This is a genomic window from Desulfoluna sp. CLI2B (genome assembly GCF_056847375.1).
Genome location: NZ_CP186557.1, coordinates 3,320,335 through 3,337,284, shown reverse-complemented (window position 1 = coordinate 3,337,284; position 16,950 = coordinate 3,320,335). Strand labels below are relative to the sequence as shown.

The following is a 16,950-nucleotide window of genomic DNA, read 5'->3' as shown; positions in this document are numbered from 1 at the left end:
CCCTTGGGGGCATTGATCATAAGGGATAGAGGAACATATGGAAATTGCATGGAGAGTACTGACACGGGCGGTGGAGCAGCTGAAGACCCCGCCCCGGATGCTTCAGGACCTGATCTTTAAAGAGAGGAACACCAACGAAGCGGACACCATTGACGTGGACATCACCGTGGGAGGCCGGAAGCTGGCCCCCTTTGTGACGGACGTGGAGGGCGGCAAGATCGTGTCCGGGTCTACCCGGTCCCAGCGCTCGGTGAAGACCCCGCGTATCCGTTTGAAGGATCCCCTCACCGCCAAGAAGCTTCGCGGCGAGCGCGGCGCAGGGCAGCCTTTTTATGCCTCCGGGCCGAAGTCGGTGGAGGAAGCGGAGCAGTCCAAAATCATGAAGTCCATGAAGGAGCTGAAGGACAAGGTCCTCACCACCCTGGAGTGGATGTGCGCCCAGGCCCTCACCGGCAAGATCATCGTGGAGCAGGACAACGTTGCCTTTGAGGTGGATTACCAGATCCCCGAGGACCACAAGGTGGTGCTTACCGGGGAATCCAAATGGATGGGCGCCGATGCCGACCCCTTGAACGACATTCAGTCCTGGAACGACATGATCGTGGACAAGCTCGGGCGCGGGGCCGCCATCATGATCTGCGGCACCGAGGCGGCCAAGTGGCTCCGGAAGAAGGTGCCCAAGGACGAGTGGATGGACAGGACCAAGCACGTTCAGGTGGGCGAGCTGGTCTGGGATATGTCCTCCAACTACATGGGCAACCTGGGCGGCATTGAGATTTACCGGTACGGACTTCCTTTGACGACGCCTCCGGGGCACCCCAGAAGCTCATCGAGGCGGACAAGATCTACATGGTGGCCACCGATGCCCGGATCAGCATCGAGTTCGGCAACATCCTGGACCTGGACGCCAACGTGGTGGGCGAGTTCTTCGCCAAGAACTGGAAAGAGAAAGACCCTTCCGTGCTGTGGAACCTGGTGGAGTCCCGGCCCCTGCCGGTTCTCTGGGAGCCGGAAGCGGTTGTGGAAGCGGACGTTCTGTAGACCCTTTTATCCCATTTACAGGCCTCCGGCAGCGTTGCCGGGGGCCATCAAAGGAGCATTCTGTGGCGAGTAAAAAAATCAAACTCAAAGAAATATCCCTGCTGAAAACCGTGAAACATGAGGGCGAATACTATCCTCCCGGTGAGGTGCTGACCGTACCTGAAGACATTGCAGATGAGCTGATCGCCCTGAAAGCGGCGGGGCCTGTGATGGCTGAGGTAGCGGTAAAGGAGTGTGAGCTCCTCGACGTGGACGAATAAGGCGGCAAGATGTCTACGCGTAGACATTCCCCCGAAAGGGCTTGAACGAGATGGACGCAACAACCTGGAAGGCCTTTGAGGTCTGCTCGAAGATCATGACCAACCACGGAACCTGGGTGGGGCTTGCCACCCTGGCCCTGGGGCTGTTTGCCGGGAACGGCTGGCAGCTTCGGATCCAGGAGCGGCTGAAGAGCAGCTTCCGGAAAGAGCTGTTCGGCAAGATGGAGACGGGCAAGCAGATCAACGACGCCCTGGACGGCCTCCTCATCGATCTGGATTGCGAGCGTGCCACGGTTTTTCAATATCACAACGGCAACCAGAACGCGGTGGGGGTTCACTTTGACCGGTGCAGCAACACCCATGAGCGCGTCCAGGTGGGGGCCTCGCCCCTCATGACGACCTTGCAGAGCCTGCCCAACTCCTTTTTTGCGAGCTGGAACACCGAGATGATGAAGATGAAGGAGATCCATTGCCCGGACCTTGAGATGGTCCGGGAGCGGGATTTCGGGCTTTACCAGTTCCTGGCGGAGCAGGGCGTCCGCTCCTTTTATCTGGTGGGGATCTTCTCCTTTGACGGGGACCCGGTGGGCTTTGTGGGGATCCACTATTGCAGGCAGACCCGGGACCTGTCCCCGGCGGAGCTGGACCGGCTCCGGGCCACCTCCCTGAAGATCTGCGGCCTGGTGCTGGCCGGGAAGGGGGATGCGTGAGGCTCTCTCTGCTTCGCACGGAAACCAGCGACCAGGGGACCTTCGGGGTGATTATGGCACTGGATGAACCATCTGTACCCTGGAGCTTCCCTGGCGGGAGAACAGGCCGAACCGCTCCTGCATCCCTGCCGGGATCTATGAGGTGCGGTGGGTGTATTCGCCGAAGTTTGGGTGGTGCTACCAGGTGATGGACGTGCCGGGCCGGACCCACATCAAGATGCACTCGGCCAACTACGGCGGGGATGTGACCAAGGGGTTCCGGACACACCTTCTGGGGTGCGTGGCCCTGGGGATGTACACCGGGACCTTGGGGAACCAGAGGGCGGTGCTCTGCTCCCGCATGGCGGTGTCTGCCTTCAACCGGGCCCTTAAGCGAGAGCCTTTTACACTGACGATCAAGGAGCTTTACAGATGATTGAACTTTTAACGGGCTCGGCCTTTGGCCTTATCGGTTCTGTGGTGACAAACCTTTTCGGCCTGTTCAAGCAGCGGCAGGTGGACAAGCATGAGGTGGCCCTCCGGAAGATCGATCTGGAGGCCATGGACAAGGAGTATGAGTTCCGGGACCGATCGGCCACGCGGGAGGCGGACACGGCCCTCACCCTGTCGGCGGACGTTTTGATGAAAGAGAGCTTCGGCCACGACGCGGCCAGCTACTCCAAAGGCGTGAAACCCGGAGCCGTGGGATCCTTCCTCCTGGTGCTGGTGGACTTTATCCGGGGGCTTACCCGGTCCGGCCTCACCATCTACCTGATCTGGCAGGTGCACACCACCCGCACGGAGGTCCAGGGCGTGCTGGACGGTATCGGAGCTGCGGCCCTGGATGCGGGGACGGCCCTGTCCATCTACCAGGAGGTGGTGAAGATGACCCTCTGGTACTTCGGACGGTATTCTCCCTGGTGGTTCGGCACCCGGGCCAAAGGGTCACAGGTGAAGCCATGAATTTTCAGGAGCTGGTGGCACGGGACAACGCGGCCTTTGTGAACCCCGGGGAATTCGGCACAACCGTGCTCTGGAACGGCAAGCCCGTTTACGCGGATGTGGCGGACGGGGAGGTTGCGAGCACGGATCACCACGGGGTGAACATCCGCACCAAGACCGTCACCCTGACTTCCGGTGACGTGGCCGTGCCGGTGCCGGAGGAAATTGTGGAGCTGGATGGAGAGGCCCTTCGGGTGAAGTCCGTGGAGGATGAGTTCGGGCTGTTGGAAGTGACCTTTTACAGGAATGAGTCATGAGTGTTCTTCAGGTTTCCATAAGCGACAAGGACGCGGAACGGGCGGAGATGTTTTTGACCTCCTTCGGGGGCCAGGCCCAGGGCGCCATGCGCAAGAGCCTGAACCGGGCCATCACCGGGGTGAAGATGGACGCGGCCCGGGAGGCTGGCAAGGCCTACAACATCAAGCCCGCCGACGTGAAGAAGACCTTCAGGAAGTCCAATGCATCGGGCGCGCGCCTGAAGGCCACGGCCACCTTCTCCGGCCAGCGGATACCCCTTTACCGGTTCGGCGCGCAACCGGCACGCCCCACAAAGAGGCGGCCCAAGGCAGGTGTCACCGTTCAAGTGAAGGCCACCCGCAAGGTGGTGCGCGGTGGGTTTGTGCAAAAGATGAAGTCCGGCCACGTGAGCCTTTATAAACGGTCTGCCGCGCACCGGCTTCCTATTCGGCAACTGGACGGCCCGGCGGTGCCCCAGGTCAGAACTGGGCGTTTGCAAGAACTCCAGGGAGCTGCGGCGGCCCGGTTCTCCAAGAACCTGGACCACGAAATGAACTACCTGATCCAGAAAGGGGGCAAGTGATGCCCTTTGGACTGCTCAAAGGAGTGGAGGCCATTCTGGCAGATGGCCTGAAGGAGATTCGGTTCCGGGTTCCCGGTGCCGGGGCGTCCTACGCTCCGGCCCAGATCTTTCTTGGTGAGCTTCCCCCCAAAAAACAGGGGCAGATTGATTTCCCTTACGTGATCCTTCAGGCCGTCTCCGGAACCGACCAGGACGAAAGCTCGGAGGTGGCGGTGAAGATCCTCTGCGGAATGACCCGCTTCGAAGGGGTAGAGGCCGGGGTGAACGACATCCTGAACCTTCTCACCCGGTGCCGGAAGATCGTGCTCTCAAAGCGGCGCACCGAAGACGGACTGTACACCTTGAAACTTCCGGTGACCTGGGAGTGCGGAGACCCGGACGCAAAGTATTTTCAACCCCAGCCCCATGCGGAGGGTGAGATCACCACCCACTGGGAGACCTCGGGGATCCGGCAAACATTAACGGAAGACGTGGAGGCATGTCTCTAATGGCAGCAAAGAAAACAACATCAACGGCGGCAAAGGGCAAAAACGGAACAGGTGGCCTATGTGGGGCCGGAGGTTCGGCATCCGGTGCACATCAGCCGGTATCAGGTCTTTCGAAACGGCCTGCCCAAAGAGGTGGCGGCCTTTTTCAAGGAGCGGACTGAGCTGAAGCGCTTCCTGGTTCCGGTGGAGGCCCTTGCCCCGGCCATGGCCGACCTCAACAACCCTGAATCCCTTCTGGCCCGGAAATACGCCGAAGCGAAAGGAGCCAAGTAATCATGACATACAGACACGGTGTTTAAACGACGCATCGGCAGATGCCCACGTCCATCACGCCGCCCCGGAGGGTTTCAGCGTCGTTGCCGGTGGTGGTGGGCACGGCCCGTGCACCTGGCCAAGGGCGGGGCAGGGCCGGTGAACAAGGTGACCATGGTCTATACCTACGCAGAGGCCGTGGAGCTGCTGGGCTATTCCGATGCCTGGGAGAAGTACACGCTTTGTGAGTTCATCTATTCCCACTTTGTCCTGTTCGCCCTGGCCCCCATTGTCTTCATCAACGTCTTTGACCCGGCGGTTCACAAGGCCGATGTGGCCGAAGGCGCGGCCACCTTTGCCGATGACGAGATCAAGCTGGACCACGGGGACCTCCTGGGACCGGTGGTGGTGACCTCTTCGGACAAGTCCACCACCTACGTGGAGAACACCGACTATGAGGTGGACCGGGTTGCCGGGACCATCAAGCGCATCCCTACCGGCTCAATCAAGGCAGGGGCCACCGTCAATCGAACTTACACCTATGCGGATCCGTCCAAGGTGACGGCGGCGGATATCGTGGGCGGGGTGGACGCAGAGACCGGTGCCCTCACCGGCCTGGAGCTGGTGAACGAGGTGTTCCCCAAGTATCGCCTGGTGCCCGGGCTCATCGTGGCCCCGGGCTGGTCTTCGGCCTCCACGGTGTCGGCGGTGATGACGGCCAAGGCCAAAACCATCAACGGGCTGTTCTCCTGCAAGGCGATTATCGACATCGATGACGCCACCGTGACCCGGTACAGCGACGCCCCGGAATACAAGAACCAGAACAACCTCACCGACCCGGCCCAGGTGGTCTGCTGGCCCAGGGTGAAGCTGGGAGGGAAGACCTTTCACATGTCTACCCAGCTTGCCGGGCTCATGGCCAAGGTGGACGCGGACAACGAGGATATCCCCTACGCTTCGCCTTCGAACCACAACTTTCAGATGGACGCCATGGTGGCAAACGGGAAGGAGGTGTGGCTTCAGCCGGAGCAGGCGAATTATTTGAACGGTAACGGCATCGTGACGGCCCTGAACTTTATTCGGCGGGTGGAAGTGCTGGGGCAACCGGACGGCCTGCTACCCGGCCAACACCGACCCCAAGGATTCCTGGATCTCGGTGAGCCGGATGTTCACCTGGGTGGGCAACACCCTGATCCTGAGCCACTGGTCCAGGGTGGACGCCCCTGCAAAACGGCGGCTCATCGAGACCATCCGGGATTCTGCCCAGATGTGGCTGGACGGGCTGGTGTCCCGGCAGTTTCTCCTGGGCGCGCGGGTGGAGTTTCAGGCCGATGAAAACGCGGTGACGGACATGATGGATGGGATCTCCCGTTTCCATGTCTACATGACGCCGCCTTCACCCGCCCGGGAGATCGACTTCATCCAGGAGTACGACCCGGCCTACTTTTCAACCCTTTTCGCTTAATTTTCGCTTAACAGGTTTTCGGATGTCTACGCGTAGACATCCTTAAAACCATACAGGAGTGCGCGCATGAATACCCCTGAAGTATTGACCAACTTTCGCCTCTATTACGGCGGCGCCAAGGACATGATGGGCGTGGTGGACGTCACCGTGCCGGACATCGAGCCCCTGAACGCCTCCCTCAAAGGGGCAGGCATCCTGGGTGAGATCTCGGTTCCCATCCTCGGGCACATTGGGGCCATGGCCATGACCATCAACTTTCGGACCATCAGCCAGGACGTGAACCTCTTCAACATGCCCGTTCCCCACGTGGTGGACCTGCGCGGGGCCATGCAGGTCCAGGACACGGCAAGCGGCGTGCGGAAGGTGATGCCCGTACGGATCTCCGGCCAGGGATCCACCAAAAAGACCAGCTTCGGCAAGTTTGCCGTGGGGGAGGGTAACGACTCCAGCGTGGAGCTGGAACTCACCCGCTTTAACCTCATGATCGACGGGATGGAAAGCATCCTCATCGACAAGCTCAACAACCTTTACACGGTGAACGGTGTGGACTGCCTGTCCGACGTGAACAAGGCCCTGGGGCTGTAACGATCAAACCGATGTCTACGCGTAGACATTTTTCAAAAAGGAAAAACCAAGATGGAAATCAAGCTGAAAAAAGCCATCACCTTTGAAGGCAAAGAGATCAACAACGACCCTGACCTGGAGGGGCTCACGGGGGAGGACATGGCGCAGGCGGAGCGGGAGTACCTTGCCATGGGGGGCCAGATGACGAGCCTTACCTTGAGCCATGCCTACTGCCATTGCCTTGCGGCCCGTGCGGCGGATCTTTCCGTTGAAACCATCCGGTCCATGTCCGCCAGGGACAGCACGAATATTGCCATGGAGGTGCAGCTTTTTTTGCACGGTATGGAAGACCAAGTGCCCGGCAGATCCGCTTAGCGTGCCTGGACATGGGCAAGGTAACCCGGACGGGAGTGGCATTCTTTTACCAGATGCCCTTCCCGGAGCTTTTTGAATGGATCACGGATTTCAATGAGAAGGCGTAGGCGATGGGATCACGGGTATATGACATAGCGTTCAAGCTGAACGGTTCGGTGGCTCCAACGTTCAAGGGCTCGATGCTCAGTGCGTCCCAGACGGTGGGCGCACTGGGGCAGAAGATCAGCCAGCTTGAAAAATCCAAGGCCAAGGTGGATCGGTTTGGCACGTTGAAAAAGGAGATCCAGGAGACGGAGCGAGGCTTTGAAGCCCAGAACGAGAGCAAGGCCCTTGCCGCTCAGCTGGCCGCCACGGCAAAGCCCACCAAGAAGCTTCAGAGCCAGTTTGATGCGGCGAACCGAAAAGCAAAAAAACTGAAAACGTCACTGGGGGAGCAGAGGACCTCCCTTTCCGAGCTTCGGCGGGAGATGGCCTCTACCGGAATCAAGACGGGGCAGCTGGTGATGCACAACCAGAAGCTGGCCCAGTCCATCGACCTTGCCCGGCGCAAGCAGGACAAGCTTCAGAAGCTCATGATGAAACAGAAGGCCGTGAAGGACAAACGCGCCAACATGCAGGGCCAGCTGTTTGACGCTGTGGCCCTGGGAGCAACGGTGGCGGCTCCTGTCATGATTGCGGCCAATTTTGAACAAAGCATGGCTAAGGTGAAATCCCTTACCGGAGCCACCGGCAAAGACTTCCAGGCCTTGACGGCAAAAGCGAGGGAACTTGGATCAACGACCTCCTTCTCAGCCAGTGAAGCAGCTCAGGGCATGTCATATCTGGGCATGGCTGGTTTTGATAGTCAGCAAATCATCTCTGCTATGCCGGGCGTGCTTAACATGGCCAAGGCCGGTGCCGTAGAGCTTGGCGTCGCATCAGATATTGCGTCAGATATCATGTCCGGTTTTGGCTTAGAGGCCTCTGAGATGGACCGTGTTTCCAACGTCCTCACCCGGACCTTCACCAGTTCCAACACCTCCCTGGAGATGCTGGGCGAGACTATGAAGTATGTAGCGCCTGTTGCGGCGAAAGCTGGCATGTCCCTTGAAGAGACCTCCGCTATGGCCGGACTCCTTGCCAACGTTGGGATCAAAGGAAGCATGGGGGGCACCACCTTAAAAAGTATGGTTTTGGGGCTTTCCGCGCCGTCAACCGCAGCACTAAGTACACTCCAGGAGTTGGGTGTCCAGGCCACAAACATGGAAGGTAATCTTCGGAAGCCTGCACAAATTTTAGCTGATCTATCCGAATCACTAAACGGTATGGGTAATGCCGAGAAGTTGGATGTAATCAGTACCATATTTGGCAAGGAACCGGCGTCTGGTTTAACGGAACTGCTCTCTCAGGCAGGGAAAAAGGGCATCACCGAATACACAAAAAAAGTGAAAGACGGAGAAGTTACCGCCCAGTCCATTGCCGATATCATGGACAACACAACCGTCGGAGCTCTTAAAAACTTTGGTTCTGCATCAGAAAGCCTCGCCATAACTTTTGGAAACACCCTGACACCTGCCATCTCAGGTGCGGCTCAATCCCTTGCCTTTATTGCACGCAAGCTTACTGCCGCATCAGAAAAGTACCCAACAGTCACGAAAGTAGCGGGGATGCTGACAGGCGGTACCATTGCCTTGACTGCTGCAACAGTTGCCGCAGGGTATGCTTGGACTTTTGTGTCTGGAGGGCTGTTAAGGGCAAAGACGGCCTATCAGCTCATCAACAAACATCTCACACTATCAAAAATGAAAACCATAGCCCTGGCGGGAGTTCAAAAGGCAGCGGCCATCGGCACCTATGCCATGACAGCAGCACAATGGGCCTTGAACGTGGCCCTGAATGCCAACCCCATCGGGTTGATTGTCGGCGGTGTGGCCGTTCTGGTGGGGCTTGGTGCTGTTCTTTACAAGAAGTTCGAACCCTTCCAGAAGCTGGTGGACTCCATATGGGGAAAGATCAAGAAATTCATGAAAATTGGAGGTCGTTTCTTTGGCTTCGGGAGTGACGAAGAGACTGAAACGGCAGAAAAGGCCGCCAAGGTGGGCAATGTCGCCGGGAACATTCCCACGCCTCCGGACAATGTGGTGCCTTTCCCTGAAAGACAGAGCCAGGGCGTGACGCCTGTGAAGTTCCCAGAGGTTTCCCCGGCGGCCATGAACAGTTCCAGCACCGCTATTGAGTACAAACCCCAAATTCATATCACGGCCACCGGCTCCAACGTTGCCGAATTCAAGGCGGCGGCGGATCAGAGCATGATGGAGAGCGAAGAGCGTGTCCGGAAGGTTATGACGGATATTCACCACGACGACAGGAGGCGCGCTTTTGCCTGATTCATACACCACACGGCAGGGCGACATGTGGGATGCCATCGCCCTGACCCGCATGGGAAGCGAGATGCATATGGCCCGACTGATTGCGGCCAACCCGGAGCATCGGAGTACGTGGTTTCAGCGCCGGATTGAGCTGATCGGACACGGGAAGAGAACCGAAACCGTTTTACCCCCCTGGAAATCATGATGAGAAAAGCACGATTGAACCTGAATTTTGAAGGCAAAGACATCTCGAAAGAGATCTCACCTTATTTAAAGAGCATGACCTATTCCGATTTTGCATCGGGCAAGGCCGATGATCTTCAGATCACCCTGGAGGACACCGCCGGGCTTTGGGCCGGAGACTGGTTTCCGGAGAAGGGCTCCCGGGTAAAGGCGGAGATTGAGTGCTCGGCATGGGGTGACCTGGGGGATCTTTCACTCTCCTGCGGATCCTTTCAGGTGGATGACATCACATCAAGCGGGCCTCCTGCAATCGTCACCATGAAGGCCATCAGCTCCATGACCTCCACGGCCATCAAGAACGAGCTGAAGGAACGGGTCTGGGAAGCCATCACCCTGGAGCAGCTGGCCGGGGGCATCGCGGCAGAGCACGGGCTCTCCCTTTTTTTCAGCGCCGACCAGGACGCACCGTACGAGCGGGTGACCCAGAGCAAGGAGAGTGATCTTGCTCTTCTGGCAAGGCTCTGCCGGGCGCGGGGCCTCAACCTGAAGATGGCCGAAGAGAAGCTGGTTCTCTACCAGGGGAAAATCTTTGAAGCCAAGGCCCCGGTGTTCACCTTGAGAAAGGGGGCCTCCGAGATTCTGACCTGGTCGTTCAATACCAAGTCCCACAACATCTATCGGGCATGCACGGTGCAGTTTTTTGACCCGACAAAAAAGAGGTTGGTGGAGCACACCTTTACCCCGGAGAACAGTCCGAAGACCGGTCAGGTCCTTGTGGTAAACAGCCGGGTGGAGTCCATCGCCGAAGCCCAGACCCAGGCCGTGGCTGAACTCCGGAGCGCGAACAAGGAGGAGGTGAAGGCAAGCTTCTCCCTGGTGGGCAATCCCCGGGCCCTGGCCGGGCTAAATGTGAAGGTAGAGGGATTCGGTATCTTTGACGGCATCTATTTCATCGACGAGGCCAAGCACTCCCTGGGCTCCGGCTACAAGACAAACGCAACCCTGAGAAAGGTGCTGGGGTACTGATGATCGAGATCGAAAAACGCATGAAGGCCTTGGAGGAGAAGGTGAACAGCATGGTCCAGGTGGGCACGGTGACCGAAGTGGTGGGCGGATCCGTGAAGGTGGAGGTCCATGGCCATCCCACCCACAAGCTGCCGGTTCTCTTCCCCCGGACCCAGACGGACAAGTTCTTTGCCATGCCCGACGTTGGAGAAGAGGTGGCTTGTATCTTTCTGCCCATTGGCCTGGAACAGGGCTTTGTCCTGGGGGCGATCTACTCCGACGTGGACGCGCCACCTGCAGACGGATCCCACCTGACCCATGTGACCTTTGGGGATGGCTCCGTCATGGCCTACGACAGGAAAACGCACAGCCTGGACATCACGGTGAAGGGCGGGGAGGTAACGGTAAAAGCCGATAAAGTGACCCTGGATTGCGGAGGGGAGCTGGGCGGGGTGATCACGGACAAGTCCATTTGTAAGTTCGACGGCAAACCCCATGTGGACGCATCAACAACAGTTATTGCGAGCAAATAATCATGGCAACAAGCGCAGCAGCCCTCGTGGCAGACATTATCAAGGAACTCAAAGTGGAAGGGTTCGCAACGGGCAACGAGTTTGCCCAGACAGAAAAAATGGCAGCGGCCCTGGGCCGGGCCGTCTACAAACACATGACCCTTCTGGACGATGCCTCCGGAAGCCCAGCATCCAAAGGACACAGATAAATGGAGGTGGGGGCTTTCGGAGAGATTGTTTTTGAAACCAGCCGCACGCGGATCCGCACCTTCGATGAGTTCAAGCGTTCATCCAAGGTGCGGTTTGCCGAGCATGCCGTCACCGGGAAAAAGCCTGTCCTGGAGTTTCTTGGCCCGGGCCTGGACGAGGTGTCGCTTCAAATGATGTTCGCCGAAAGTCTGGGCGTTTCACCTTCAGGTGAGATCGATGCCGTGCGCAAGGTGCTTGCCTCCGGAGAGGCAAAGAACCTGGTTGTGGGCGGGTACAATTTCGGACGGTTTGCCCTCCTTTCCATGGAAGAGGACTGGCAGAAATTCGACGGCAAAGGGCGGCTCCTGGTTGCGGCGGTCTCCATCAAGTTAAAGGAGTTTGCGTAAATGGAATTGAATGTGACGGGGCAGCTGGACCGTGTGGTGATCGGGGCAACGGGCATCGATGCCATTGTGCAGCAGGTGCAGATTGTTTGCGCCACCCGGGTGGGGACTCTTCCCCTGGACAGGGCCTTCGGTGCCCAGGCGGATTATCTGGACACGCCGCTTCCGGTGGCCAAGGCCAAAGCATCGGCAGCCGTGATCCAGGGAATTGAGACCTATGTCCCCGGGGTGGATGTTCTCTCCGTGTCCTGGGTGGCCGACACCGAAAAGGCCCGGGCCGGGACACTGATCCCTGTGGTGAGGATTAAAATCAATGAGCCTTAAGAATCTTCCGGACATCCAATTTGTGGAAGCCGATGCCGAGAAAACCATCAGCAATATTTTGACCGTGCACGAGGGCATCACGGGCAAATCCCTGGCCCCTGCGGATCCGGAGCGCCTCTTCCTCATGGGCCTGGCCTCTATCATCGTGCAGCAGCGTGAGTTGATCAACCACGCGGGGAAAATGAATCTTCTGGCCTACAGCGAAGGCGACCACCTGGATCACCTGGGGGCCTTTACGGAGACGGAGCGGCTGGATTCTTCTGCAGCCGGAACCCTGTGCCGGTTTTCCATTGCCGAGGCCCTGGAGTTTGTGGTGGCCATCAACAAAGGGACCCGCGTCTCTCCGGACGGCACGCTCTTTTTCAAGACGGAAAGCTATGCCGAGGTGGCCGCCGGGGACACCTTCGTTGACGTGCCCGTGACCTGCATGGCCACGGGCACCGTGGGCAACGGGTACGTGGCCGGGCAGATCAACCAGATGGTGGATCCCGTCCCCTATGTGGTGAGCGTTTCCAACACCATCACAACCACGGGCGGAGCCGACAAAGAAGGCAACGAGCCTTACAGGGAACGGATCCACAACGCCCCGGACAAGTACTCGGTTGCCGGTCCGGAAGGGGCCTACATCTACTGGGCCAAGTCGGCCCATCAAGAGATCGCCGACGTGGCCGTGGTCTCTCCTGCAGACGCCACCGTCCAGGTGGTGGTCCTTCTTTCCGGAGGCAGGCTTCCGGATGAAACCATTTTGCAAACCGTGGCCGATGCCGTGACCCCGAAGAACCGAAGGCCCTTGACGGATAGGGTGTCCGTCATTGCCCCGGTGCCGGTGGGCTTCGACATCGATGCCGACTATTTTATTTCCGGAGAGAACCAGGAGGCCATTTCTGAAATTCAAAGCCGGGTGAGTAAGGCCATTGCCGACTACACAGCCTGGCAATGCGAAAAGCTGGGGCGTGACATCAACCCCGATGAACTGGTTTTTCGCTTAAAGAGTGCCGGCGCAAAACGCGTGGTGCTGCGGTCTCCCTCTTTTCAAAAGCTGGCCACCACCCAGGTGGCCCAGGCTGGCACCCAAACCCTGAACTATGCGGGGGGAAGATGAGTAAAGCCTTGCCCGACATCTCCTTTGCAGACATCCTCCCCGCGTCTATCTCCGGAGACGAAAGCATCCGGGCAGCCGCCCGCGCCATTGATGACGACTTGAAGCAGATCAACCGGGCCATCGACACCTTATATATGTACAGCCGGTGGGACGAGCTGGAGGAGCCCCTCCTCACCCACCTGGCCTGGCAGTTCAAGGTGGACTTCTGGGACGACAGCCTGACCCTTGAAAAGAAGAGGGCCCTTGTCCGGAACTCCGTGGCCCGTCATCGACAAAAAGGAACCCCGTCCGCCATCGAGGGCGCCATCGCCGACGTGCTCGGCGGCGGCACCGTGGAAGAGTGGTGGACCTACGACGGCCAGCCCTACCACTTCCGGGTACGCGTGGAAGTCACCGACCAGGGCGTCACCGATCAGGCCTACGCCTGGGCGGATCAGCTCATCGAAGCCTACAAGAACGTCCGCTCCAAGCTCGATGCCGTGATCACATACCTGACAGGGCAGGGCACAATCCACATGGCCATGGCCGGACAATACGCCGAAACCGTCTCCGTTTTCCCCTGGCAACTCGAAAATCTGGAAGAGTCCGGGCCCGTCTACTTTGGCCTGGGAACCCAGATGATCGAAACCACCTGCATCTATCCCTAAAATAAGGAAACACCAATGGCAGAATCCTATTTCACAACCTTAACCAACACCGGCAAGGCGATGTTCGCCAACTCGCCGGTCTTAGGTAAATCGGTCTCGTTTTCAACCCTGGCCGTGGGCGACGGCAACGGATCCTACGCGAGCCTGGACCTGGCAGGCATGCTTCAGCGGACATCTTTGATTAATGAGGTGTGGCGAGGCAGCATCAACCACATTTCCATCCATGAAGCCAACAGCAACTGGCTGGTGGTGGAGGCCTTTATCCCATCGGACGTGGGGGACTTCGACATCCGGGAGGTGGGTATCTTCGACCCGGACGGCAACCTGATTGCCATCGGCAAGTATCCCCACACCTACAAACCCAAGATTACCCAGGGGGCATCCAAGGATCTTTACGTGAAGATGATCCTGGAGGTTTCGGACACGGCTGCTGTGGAGCTGAAGGTAGACCCGGCGGTGGTACTGGCGACCAGGCAGCATGTTGCGGATGAGTTGAAGGCGTATCTGGAGATGGTGAGGAAGGATGGGCAGGGTAATGTGTCGATTTCGGGAGACTTGAGTGTCAAAGGAAAGAGAGTCTCGTTTTACGAGCCGGGAGATGACATTAACCTGTCATATATGCCTTCAGATGAAGAGATGAGAAGGCGTCGTATGCTTGAACGGGACGGATCGAGTCTCTTACGCTCTGATTATCCGAACCTCTTTGCGAAAATTGGAACCATGTATGGAGCCCTCGACGAAATGCATTTTAGCCTGCCTGATGACCGAGGCCTTTTTCCCAGATATTGGGACCATGGGGCGGGGATTGATCCTGATGCCTCATCTCGTTCAGATAGAGGCGATGGAACAACGGGTGACCATGTTGGTACGGGGCAGGCGTCTAAAAACAAGGAGCAGACACCGTGGACTAATAAACGTTGAGAAACTGACCTGGATCAGGCGCAGCGTATGGATCAACAACAAATAGCTCAAGTATTAGTACGTTATCATCTGGTGGGGCTGAGGCCAGGCCAAAAAACGTAACTAAATGGGGGGGGATATTTTACTAATGACAACATTGTATAATGCACACCCCGAAACGGGTGAATACTTGAAGGGACGAGACTCCAAGCCACGGCAAAATCCAATGTGGGACGAAGAAACTGGTAGCCCAAGTGATCGCTGGCTATACAACCCCAAATCCTCATCCCTGCAGCCACCTCCTGAAACAAACGAATATGAGGTCGCGGTTTTGGAGCAAGGTGTGTGGATCGTAAAACCTGATTACCGGGGAAAGGTTTATTTTGATACCATTTCACAGAAACGACATGAAATATCAGAAATTAGAGTTGAGCCGTATTCAAGCTGGACTGAGAAGGAGCCAATTCCCAACAGCAAGTGGGATGGCAACGATTGGAAAGTAGAATTTCGCCTATGGTTGAATAATGTGGTTCGCCCGGAACGAAATCGGCGGTTGGCCAATTGTGATTATATCATGATGCCGGATTATCCGTTGGAACCCTTTATACGAATCGAATGGGAAAACTACAGGAGCCAGCTGAGAGATTTGCCGCAATCATTGATAGCGGTTACCGATTCAGTACCGTGGCCCTTCATGCCTAATCAAAAAAAACGATAATAACAAAAGGTCGGATATGGCTGCCCAAAGCAATGAATTACCTACTCATAGTTAATGTATTGATAAAATATACAGATAAAGGTACCATTGTCATATTATGTTTGCTGTACATTTGAGTTGCTATTACCGGCCTTCTAAAGAATGTGCATGCCAGATTAACTAAATGCACTATAGATATTATTAATAAGGTGCTTGGGTCATATTAACATAGCATTAGATGCACGCGCCCCCATAATTTTAAAAAGATAGAAGTCTACAAGAAGCCACTCTGGATTTATAGCGTATTTATCGTTCATACTTACATGTCTTGTTGACAGATTGAGAACAAAGTTATATGTTCATTTCGTTTGGTTAATCGATGGGCGAAGTATAACCTATTGTTACTAAACAATTTACTTGTAGATTTGTGCTGAGGCTCTATATCTTTCATTTCAAGAAAGAAGGAACCATTCAGTACGTAGCAATTCAATTAATACACATCAAATTGCAATTTATACTTACAAATATGCATGAATTTTACATGTATTAGCACTTGACTCTGAATTTAGGTAAATATCGATGGCAAAAAAAAGTGTCGTTCCATATACTGATGGCCAGTCAACATGGTTCAAAAGTATATCAAGTGTGCATCTCAGAAAGCGAACGCTTATACCTCAATTTTTTCTATCAATTTTATTTCCGATTTTGCTACTAACGAACAAGCCAATTGCAATAGATTACCTTAGCCACTTTCAAGGTACATCCATCCAGGTTGAAACAATAATTACCACATTATTTTGCCTCGCACTCGTATCTCTCCCGTTTATATTCGCATATTATCGTAAGCGCATAATCCATTCATTGAATATAAAATATAAACTTCATAACTTCGCCCACGATATTCGTGACTCTCACTCATCTATATTTAGAAGGCTGGCAGAGAAAAATTCAAACCAAGTTAGTTCTGAGTATATGAATCACTTAGTTGTAGTGATTAATCATGTTCGCACCTACTTTAGAGAGGTCACTGGCGATTCAAAAATTGAAGTTGCTTTACGATTAGCAAAACCACACCCAACAGAAATGGGAAATATTATCTACGAGACGGTTGCACGGACAAACGGCTTCGAGCGGAACAGAACTAACACAACCGAACCAATTGCGGCAAACGAAGGTCTACCACACTACTTGATCAATAATCATGATAAACGAAAAATTCTTATTTATAACGATATAGGAAAAGCTATTAAAGAACAGCTTTTGGAGAAACCAAAAGGATATTCCAATGAAGTCCAGACAATGATGGTTGCCCCATTAAATGCTTGGGATGGAGAAAAGGTTAGCATGATTGGGATATTGTATGTAACCTCGCGCAGCAAATACACTTTTACAGCAAAGTATGTTGATGCAATGCGTTTTATGGCCGACACTATCAGTGACACAATATCTATACATACACAACTTGTAGACACAATACTAAAAATTGGAAAATAAAAATGTTCAAAGCGAAGTCCGATGAAGATTTGACAAATTTACGTGAGTTAATGCTAACAAAAGAAGACTATTGTTCTATGAACTTACCCACGAGTTTTGCCCGATCTGTAGCGCATATCTTAGATGGTTGTTCAGCAAATAGTGCTATAGAATGTATTTATCCTGACAATCCGCAAAAAAAGCACAAAC

25 protein-coding genes are annotated in these 16,950 nt (G+C 55.5%); all 25 read left to right on the top strand.

What is annotated here, in order from left to right; genetic code table 11:
• Window positions 1–37: 37 nt before the first annotated feature.
• On the top strand, window positions 38–1,114 hold the full coding sequence (locus tag ACOYW2_RS15755) for a major capsid protein (protein ID WP_482767094.1): 1,077 nt from the start codon (window positions 38–40) through the stop codon (window positions 1,112–1,114).
• Window positions 1,104–1,301, top strand: coding sequence for a DUF7210 family protein (locus tag ACOYW2_RS15750; RefSeq protein ID WP_482418977.1), 198 nt, complete (start codon window positions 1,104–1,106; stop codon window positions 1,299–1,301). Before ACOYW2_RS15755 ends, ACOYW2_RS15750 begins: the two co-directional genes overlap by 11 nt.
• Window positions 1,302–1,351: 50 nt before the next feature.
• Window positions 1,352–2,011 carry a hypothetical protein gene (locus ACOYW2_RS15745; protein ID WP_482767093.1) on the top strand — a complete coding sequence of 220 codons (660 nt, stop codon included), beginning with the start codon at window positions 1,352–1,354 and terminating at the stop codon, window positions 2,009–2,011.
• A gap of 70 nt (window positions 2,012–2,081) precedes the next feature.
• The gene (locus ACOYW2_RS15740; RefSeq protein ID WP_482771040.1) at window positions 2,082–2,426 is read left to right on the top strand and encodes a DUF5675 family protein; all 345 of its coding nucleotides are present in this window, start codon (window positions 2,082–2,084) and stop codon (window positions 2,424–2,426) included.
• Window positions 2,423–2,953, top strand: coding sequence for a hypothetical protein (locus ACOYW2_RS15735; protein WP_482767092.1), 531 nt, complete (start codon window positions 2,423–2,425; stop codon window positions 2,951–2,953). Before ACOYW2_RS15740 ends, ACOYW2_RS15735 begins: the two co-directional genes overlap by 4 nt.
• The gene (locus ACOYW2_RS15730; protein ID WP_482767091.1) at window positions 2,950–3,249 is read left to right on the top strand and encodes a hypothetical protein; all 300 of its coding nucleotides are present in this window, start codon (window positions 2,950–2,952) and stop codon (window positions 3,247–3,249) included. The genes ACOYW2_RS15735 and ACOYW2_RS15730 overlap by 4 nt, the downstream gene beginning before the upstream one ends.
• Window positions 3,246–3,812 (top strand): phage tail protein, encoded by a 567-nt coding sequence (locus ACOYW2_RS15725; protein ID WP_482767090.1) that lies wholly within the window; start codon window positions 3,246–3,248, stop codon window positions 3,810–3,812. Before ACOYW2_RS15730 ends, ACOYW2_RS15725 begins: the two co-directional genes overlap by 4 nt.
• Window positions 3,812–4,300 carry a hypothetical protein gene (locus ACOYW2_RS15720; protein ID WP_482767089.1) on the top strand — a complete coding sequence of 163 codons (489 nt, stop codon included), beginning with the start codon at window positions 3,812–3,814 and terminating at the stop codon, window positions 4,298–4,300. The genes ACOYW2_RS15725 and ACOYW2_RS15720 overlap by 1 nt, the downstream gene beginning before the upstream one ends.
• A 60-nt stretch (window positions 4,301–4,360) precedes the next feature.
• A complete protein-coding gene (locus ACOYW2_RS15715) occupies window positions 4,361–4,573 on the top strand; it encodes a hypothetical protein (RefSeq protein ID WP_482767088.1) in 213 nt (70 codons plus the stop codon).
• Window positions 4,574–4,681: 108 nt separating this feature from the next.
• Window positions 4,682–5,887, top strand: coding sequence for a hypothetical protein (locus tag ACOYW2_RS15710; RefSeq protein ID WP_482767087.1), 1,206 nt, complete (start codon window positions 4,682–4,684; stop codon window positions 5,885–5,887).
• Window positions 5,838–6,017, top strand: coding sequence for a hypothetical protein (locus ACOYW2_RS15705; RefSeq protein WP_482767086.1), 180 nt, complete (start codon window positions 5,838–5,840; stop codon window positions 6,015–6,017). Before ACOYW2_RS15710 ends, ACOYW2_RS15705 begins: the two co-directional genes overlap by 50 nt.
• 66 nt (window positions 6,018–6,083) lie before the next feature.
• Window positions 6,084–6,602 (top strand): phage major tail tube protein, encoded by a 519-nt coding sequence (locus ACOYW2_RS15700; RefSeq protein ID WP_092208087.1) that lies wholly within the window; start codon window positions 6,084–6,086, stop codon window positions 6,600–6,602.
• Between the two features lie 51 nt (window positions 6,603–6,653).
• Complete coding sequence (locus tag ACOYW2_RS15695) at window positions 6,654–6,956, top strand: hypothetical protein (RefSeq protein ID WP_482767085.1); 303 nt, start codon at window positions 6,654–6,656, stop codon at window positions 6,954–6,956.
• Between the two features lie 110 nt (window positions 6,957–7,066).
• The gene (locus ACOYW2_RS15690) at window positions 7,067–9,322 is read left to right on the top strand and encodes a phage tail tape measure protein (protein WP_482767084.1); all 2,256 of its coding nucleotides are present in this window, start codon (window positions 7,067–7,069) and stop codon (window positions 9,320–9,322) included.
• Entirely contained in the window at window positions 9,315–9,509 is a 195-nt protein-coding gene (locus ACOYW2_RS15685) for a tail protein X (protein WP_482767083.1), read from the top strand. The genes ACOYW2_RS15690 and ACOYW2_RS15685 overlap by 8 nt, the downstream gene beginning before the upstream one ends.
• Entirely contained in the window at window positions 9,506–10,513 is a 1,008-nt protein-coding gene (locus ACOYW2_RS15680) for a phage late control D family protein (protein WP_482767082.1), read from the top strand. Before ACOYW2_RS15685 ends, ACOYW2_RS15680 begins: the two co-directional genes overlap by 4 nt.
• Window positions 10,513–11,025 carry a phage baseplate assembly protein V gene (locus ACOYW2_RS15675; RefSeq protein ID WP_482767081.1) on the top strand — a complete coding sequence of 171 codons (513 nt, stop codon included), beginning with the start codon at window positions 10,513–10,515 and terminating at the stop codon, window positions 11,023–11,025. Before ACOYW2_RS15680 ends, ACOYW2_RS15675 begins: the two co-directional genes overlap by 1 nt.
• A gap of 2 nt (window positions 11,026–11,027) precedes the next feature.
• A complete protein-coding gene (locus ACOYW2_RS15670; RefSeq protein ID WP_482767080.1) occupies window positions 11,028–11,213 on the top strand; it encodes a hypothetical protein in 186 nt (61 codons plus the stop codon).
• Window positions 11,214–11,600, top strand: coding sequence for a phage tail protein (locus ACOYW2_RS15665; protein WP_482767079.1), 387 nt, complete (start codon window positions 11,214–11,216; stop codon window positions 11,598–11,600). It abuts the gene before it with no gap.
• Window positions 11,601–11,921, top strand: a complete 321-nt coding sequence (locus ACOYW2_RS15660) for a hypothetical protein (RefSeq protein WP_482767078.1) — start codon at window positions 11,601–11,603, stop codon at window positions 11,919–11,921. It begins immediately after the preceding gene.
• Complete coding sequence (locus ACOYW2_RS15655) at window positions 11,911–13,023, top strand: baseplate assembly protein (RefSeq protein ID WP_482767077.1); 1,113 nt, start codon at window positions 11,911–11,913, stop codon at window positions 13,021–13,023. Before ACOYW2_RS15660 ends, ACOYW2_RS15655 begins: the two co-directional genes overlap by 11 nt.
• Window positions 13,020–13,670, top strand: a complete 651-nt coding sequence (locus ACOYW2_RS15650; protein ID WP_482767076.1) for a phage tail protein I — start codon at window positions 13,020–13,022, stop codon at window positions 13,668–13,670. Before ACOYW2_RS15655 ends, ACOYW2_RS15650 begins: the two co-directional genes overlap by 4 nt.
• 15 nt (window positions 13,671–13,685) lie before the next feature.
• The gene (locus tag ACOYW2_RS15645; protein ID WP_482767075.1) at window positions 13,686–14,591 is read left to right on the top strand and encodes a phage tail-collar fiber domain-containing protein; all 906 of its coding nucleotides are present in this window, start codon (window positions 13,686–13,688) and stop codon (window positions 14,589–14,591) included.
• A 127-nt stretch (window positions 14,592–14,718) separates the two neighbouring features.
• On the top strand, window positions 14,719–15,288 hold the full coding sequence (locus tag ACOYW2_RS15640) for a phage tail assembly chaperone (RefSeq protein WP_482767074.1): 570 nt from the start codon (window positions 14,719–14,721) through the stop codon (window positions 15,286–15,288).
• Window positions 15,289–15,846: 558 nt separating this feature from the next.
• The gene (locus tag ACOYW2_RS15635) at window positions 15,847–16,761 is read left to right on the top strand and encodes a hypothetical protein (RefSeq protein WP_482767073.1); all 915 of its coding nucleotides are present in this window, start codon (window positions 15,847–15,849) and stop codon (window positions 16,759–16,761) included.
• Window positions 16,762–16,950 lie beyond the last annotated feature (189 nt).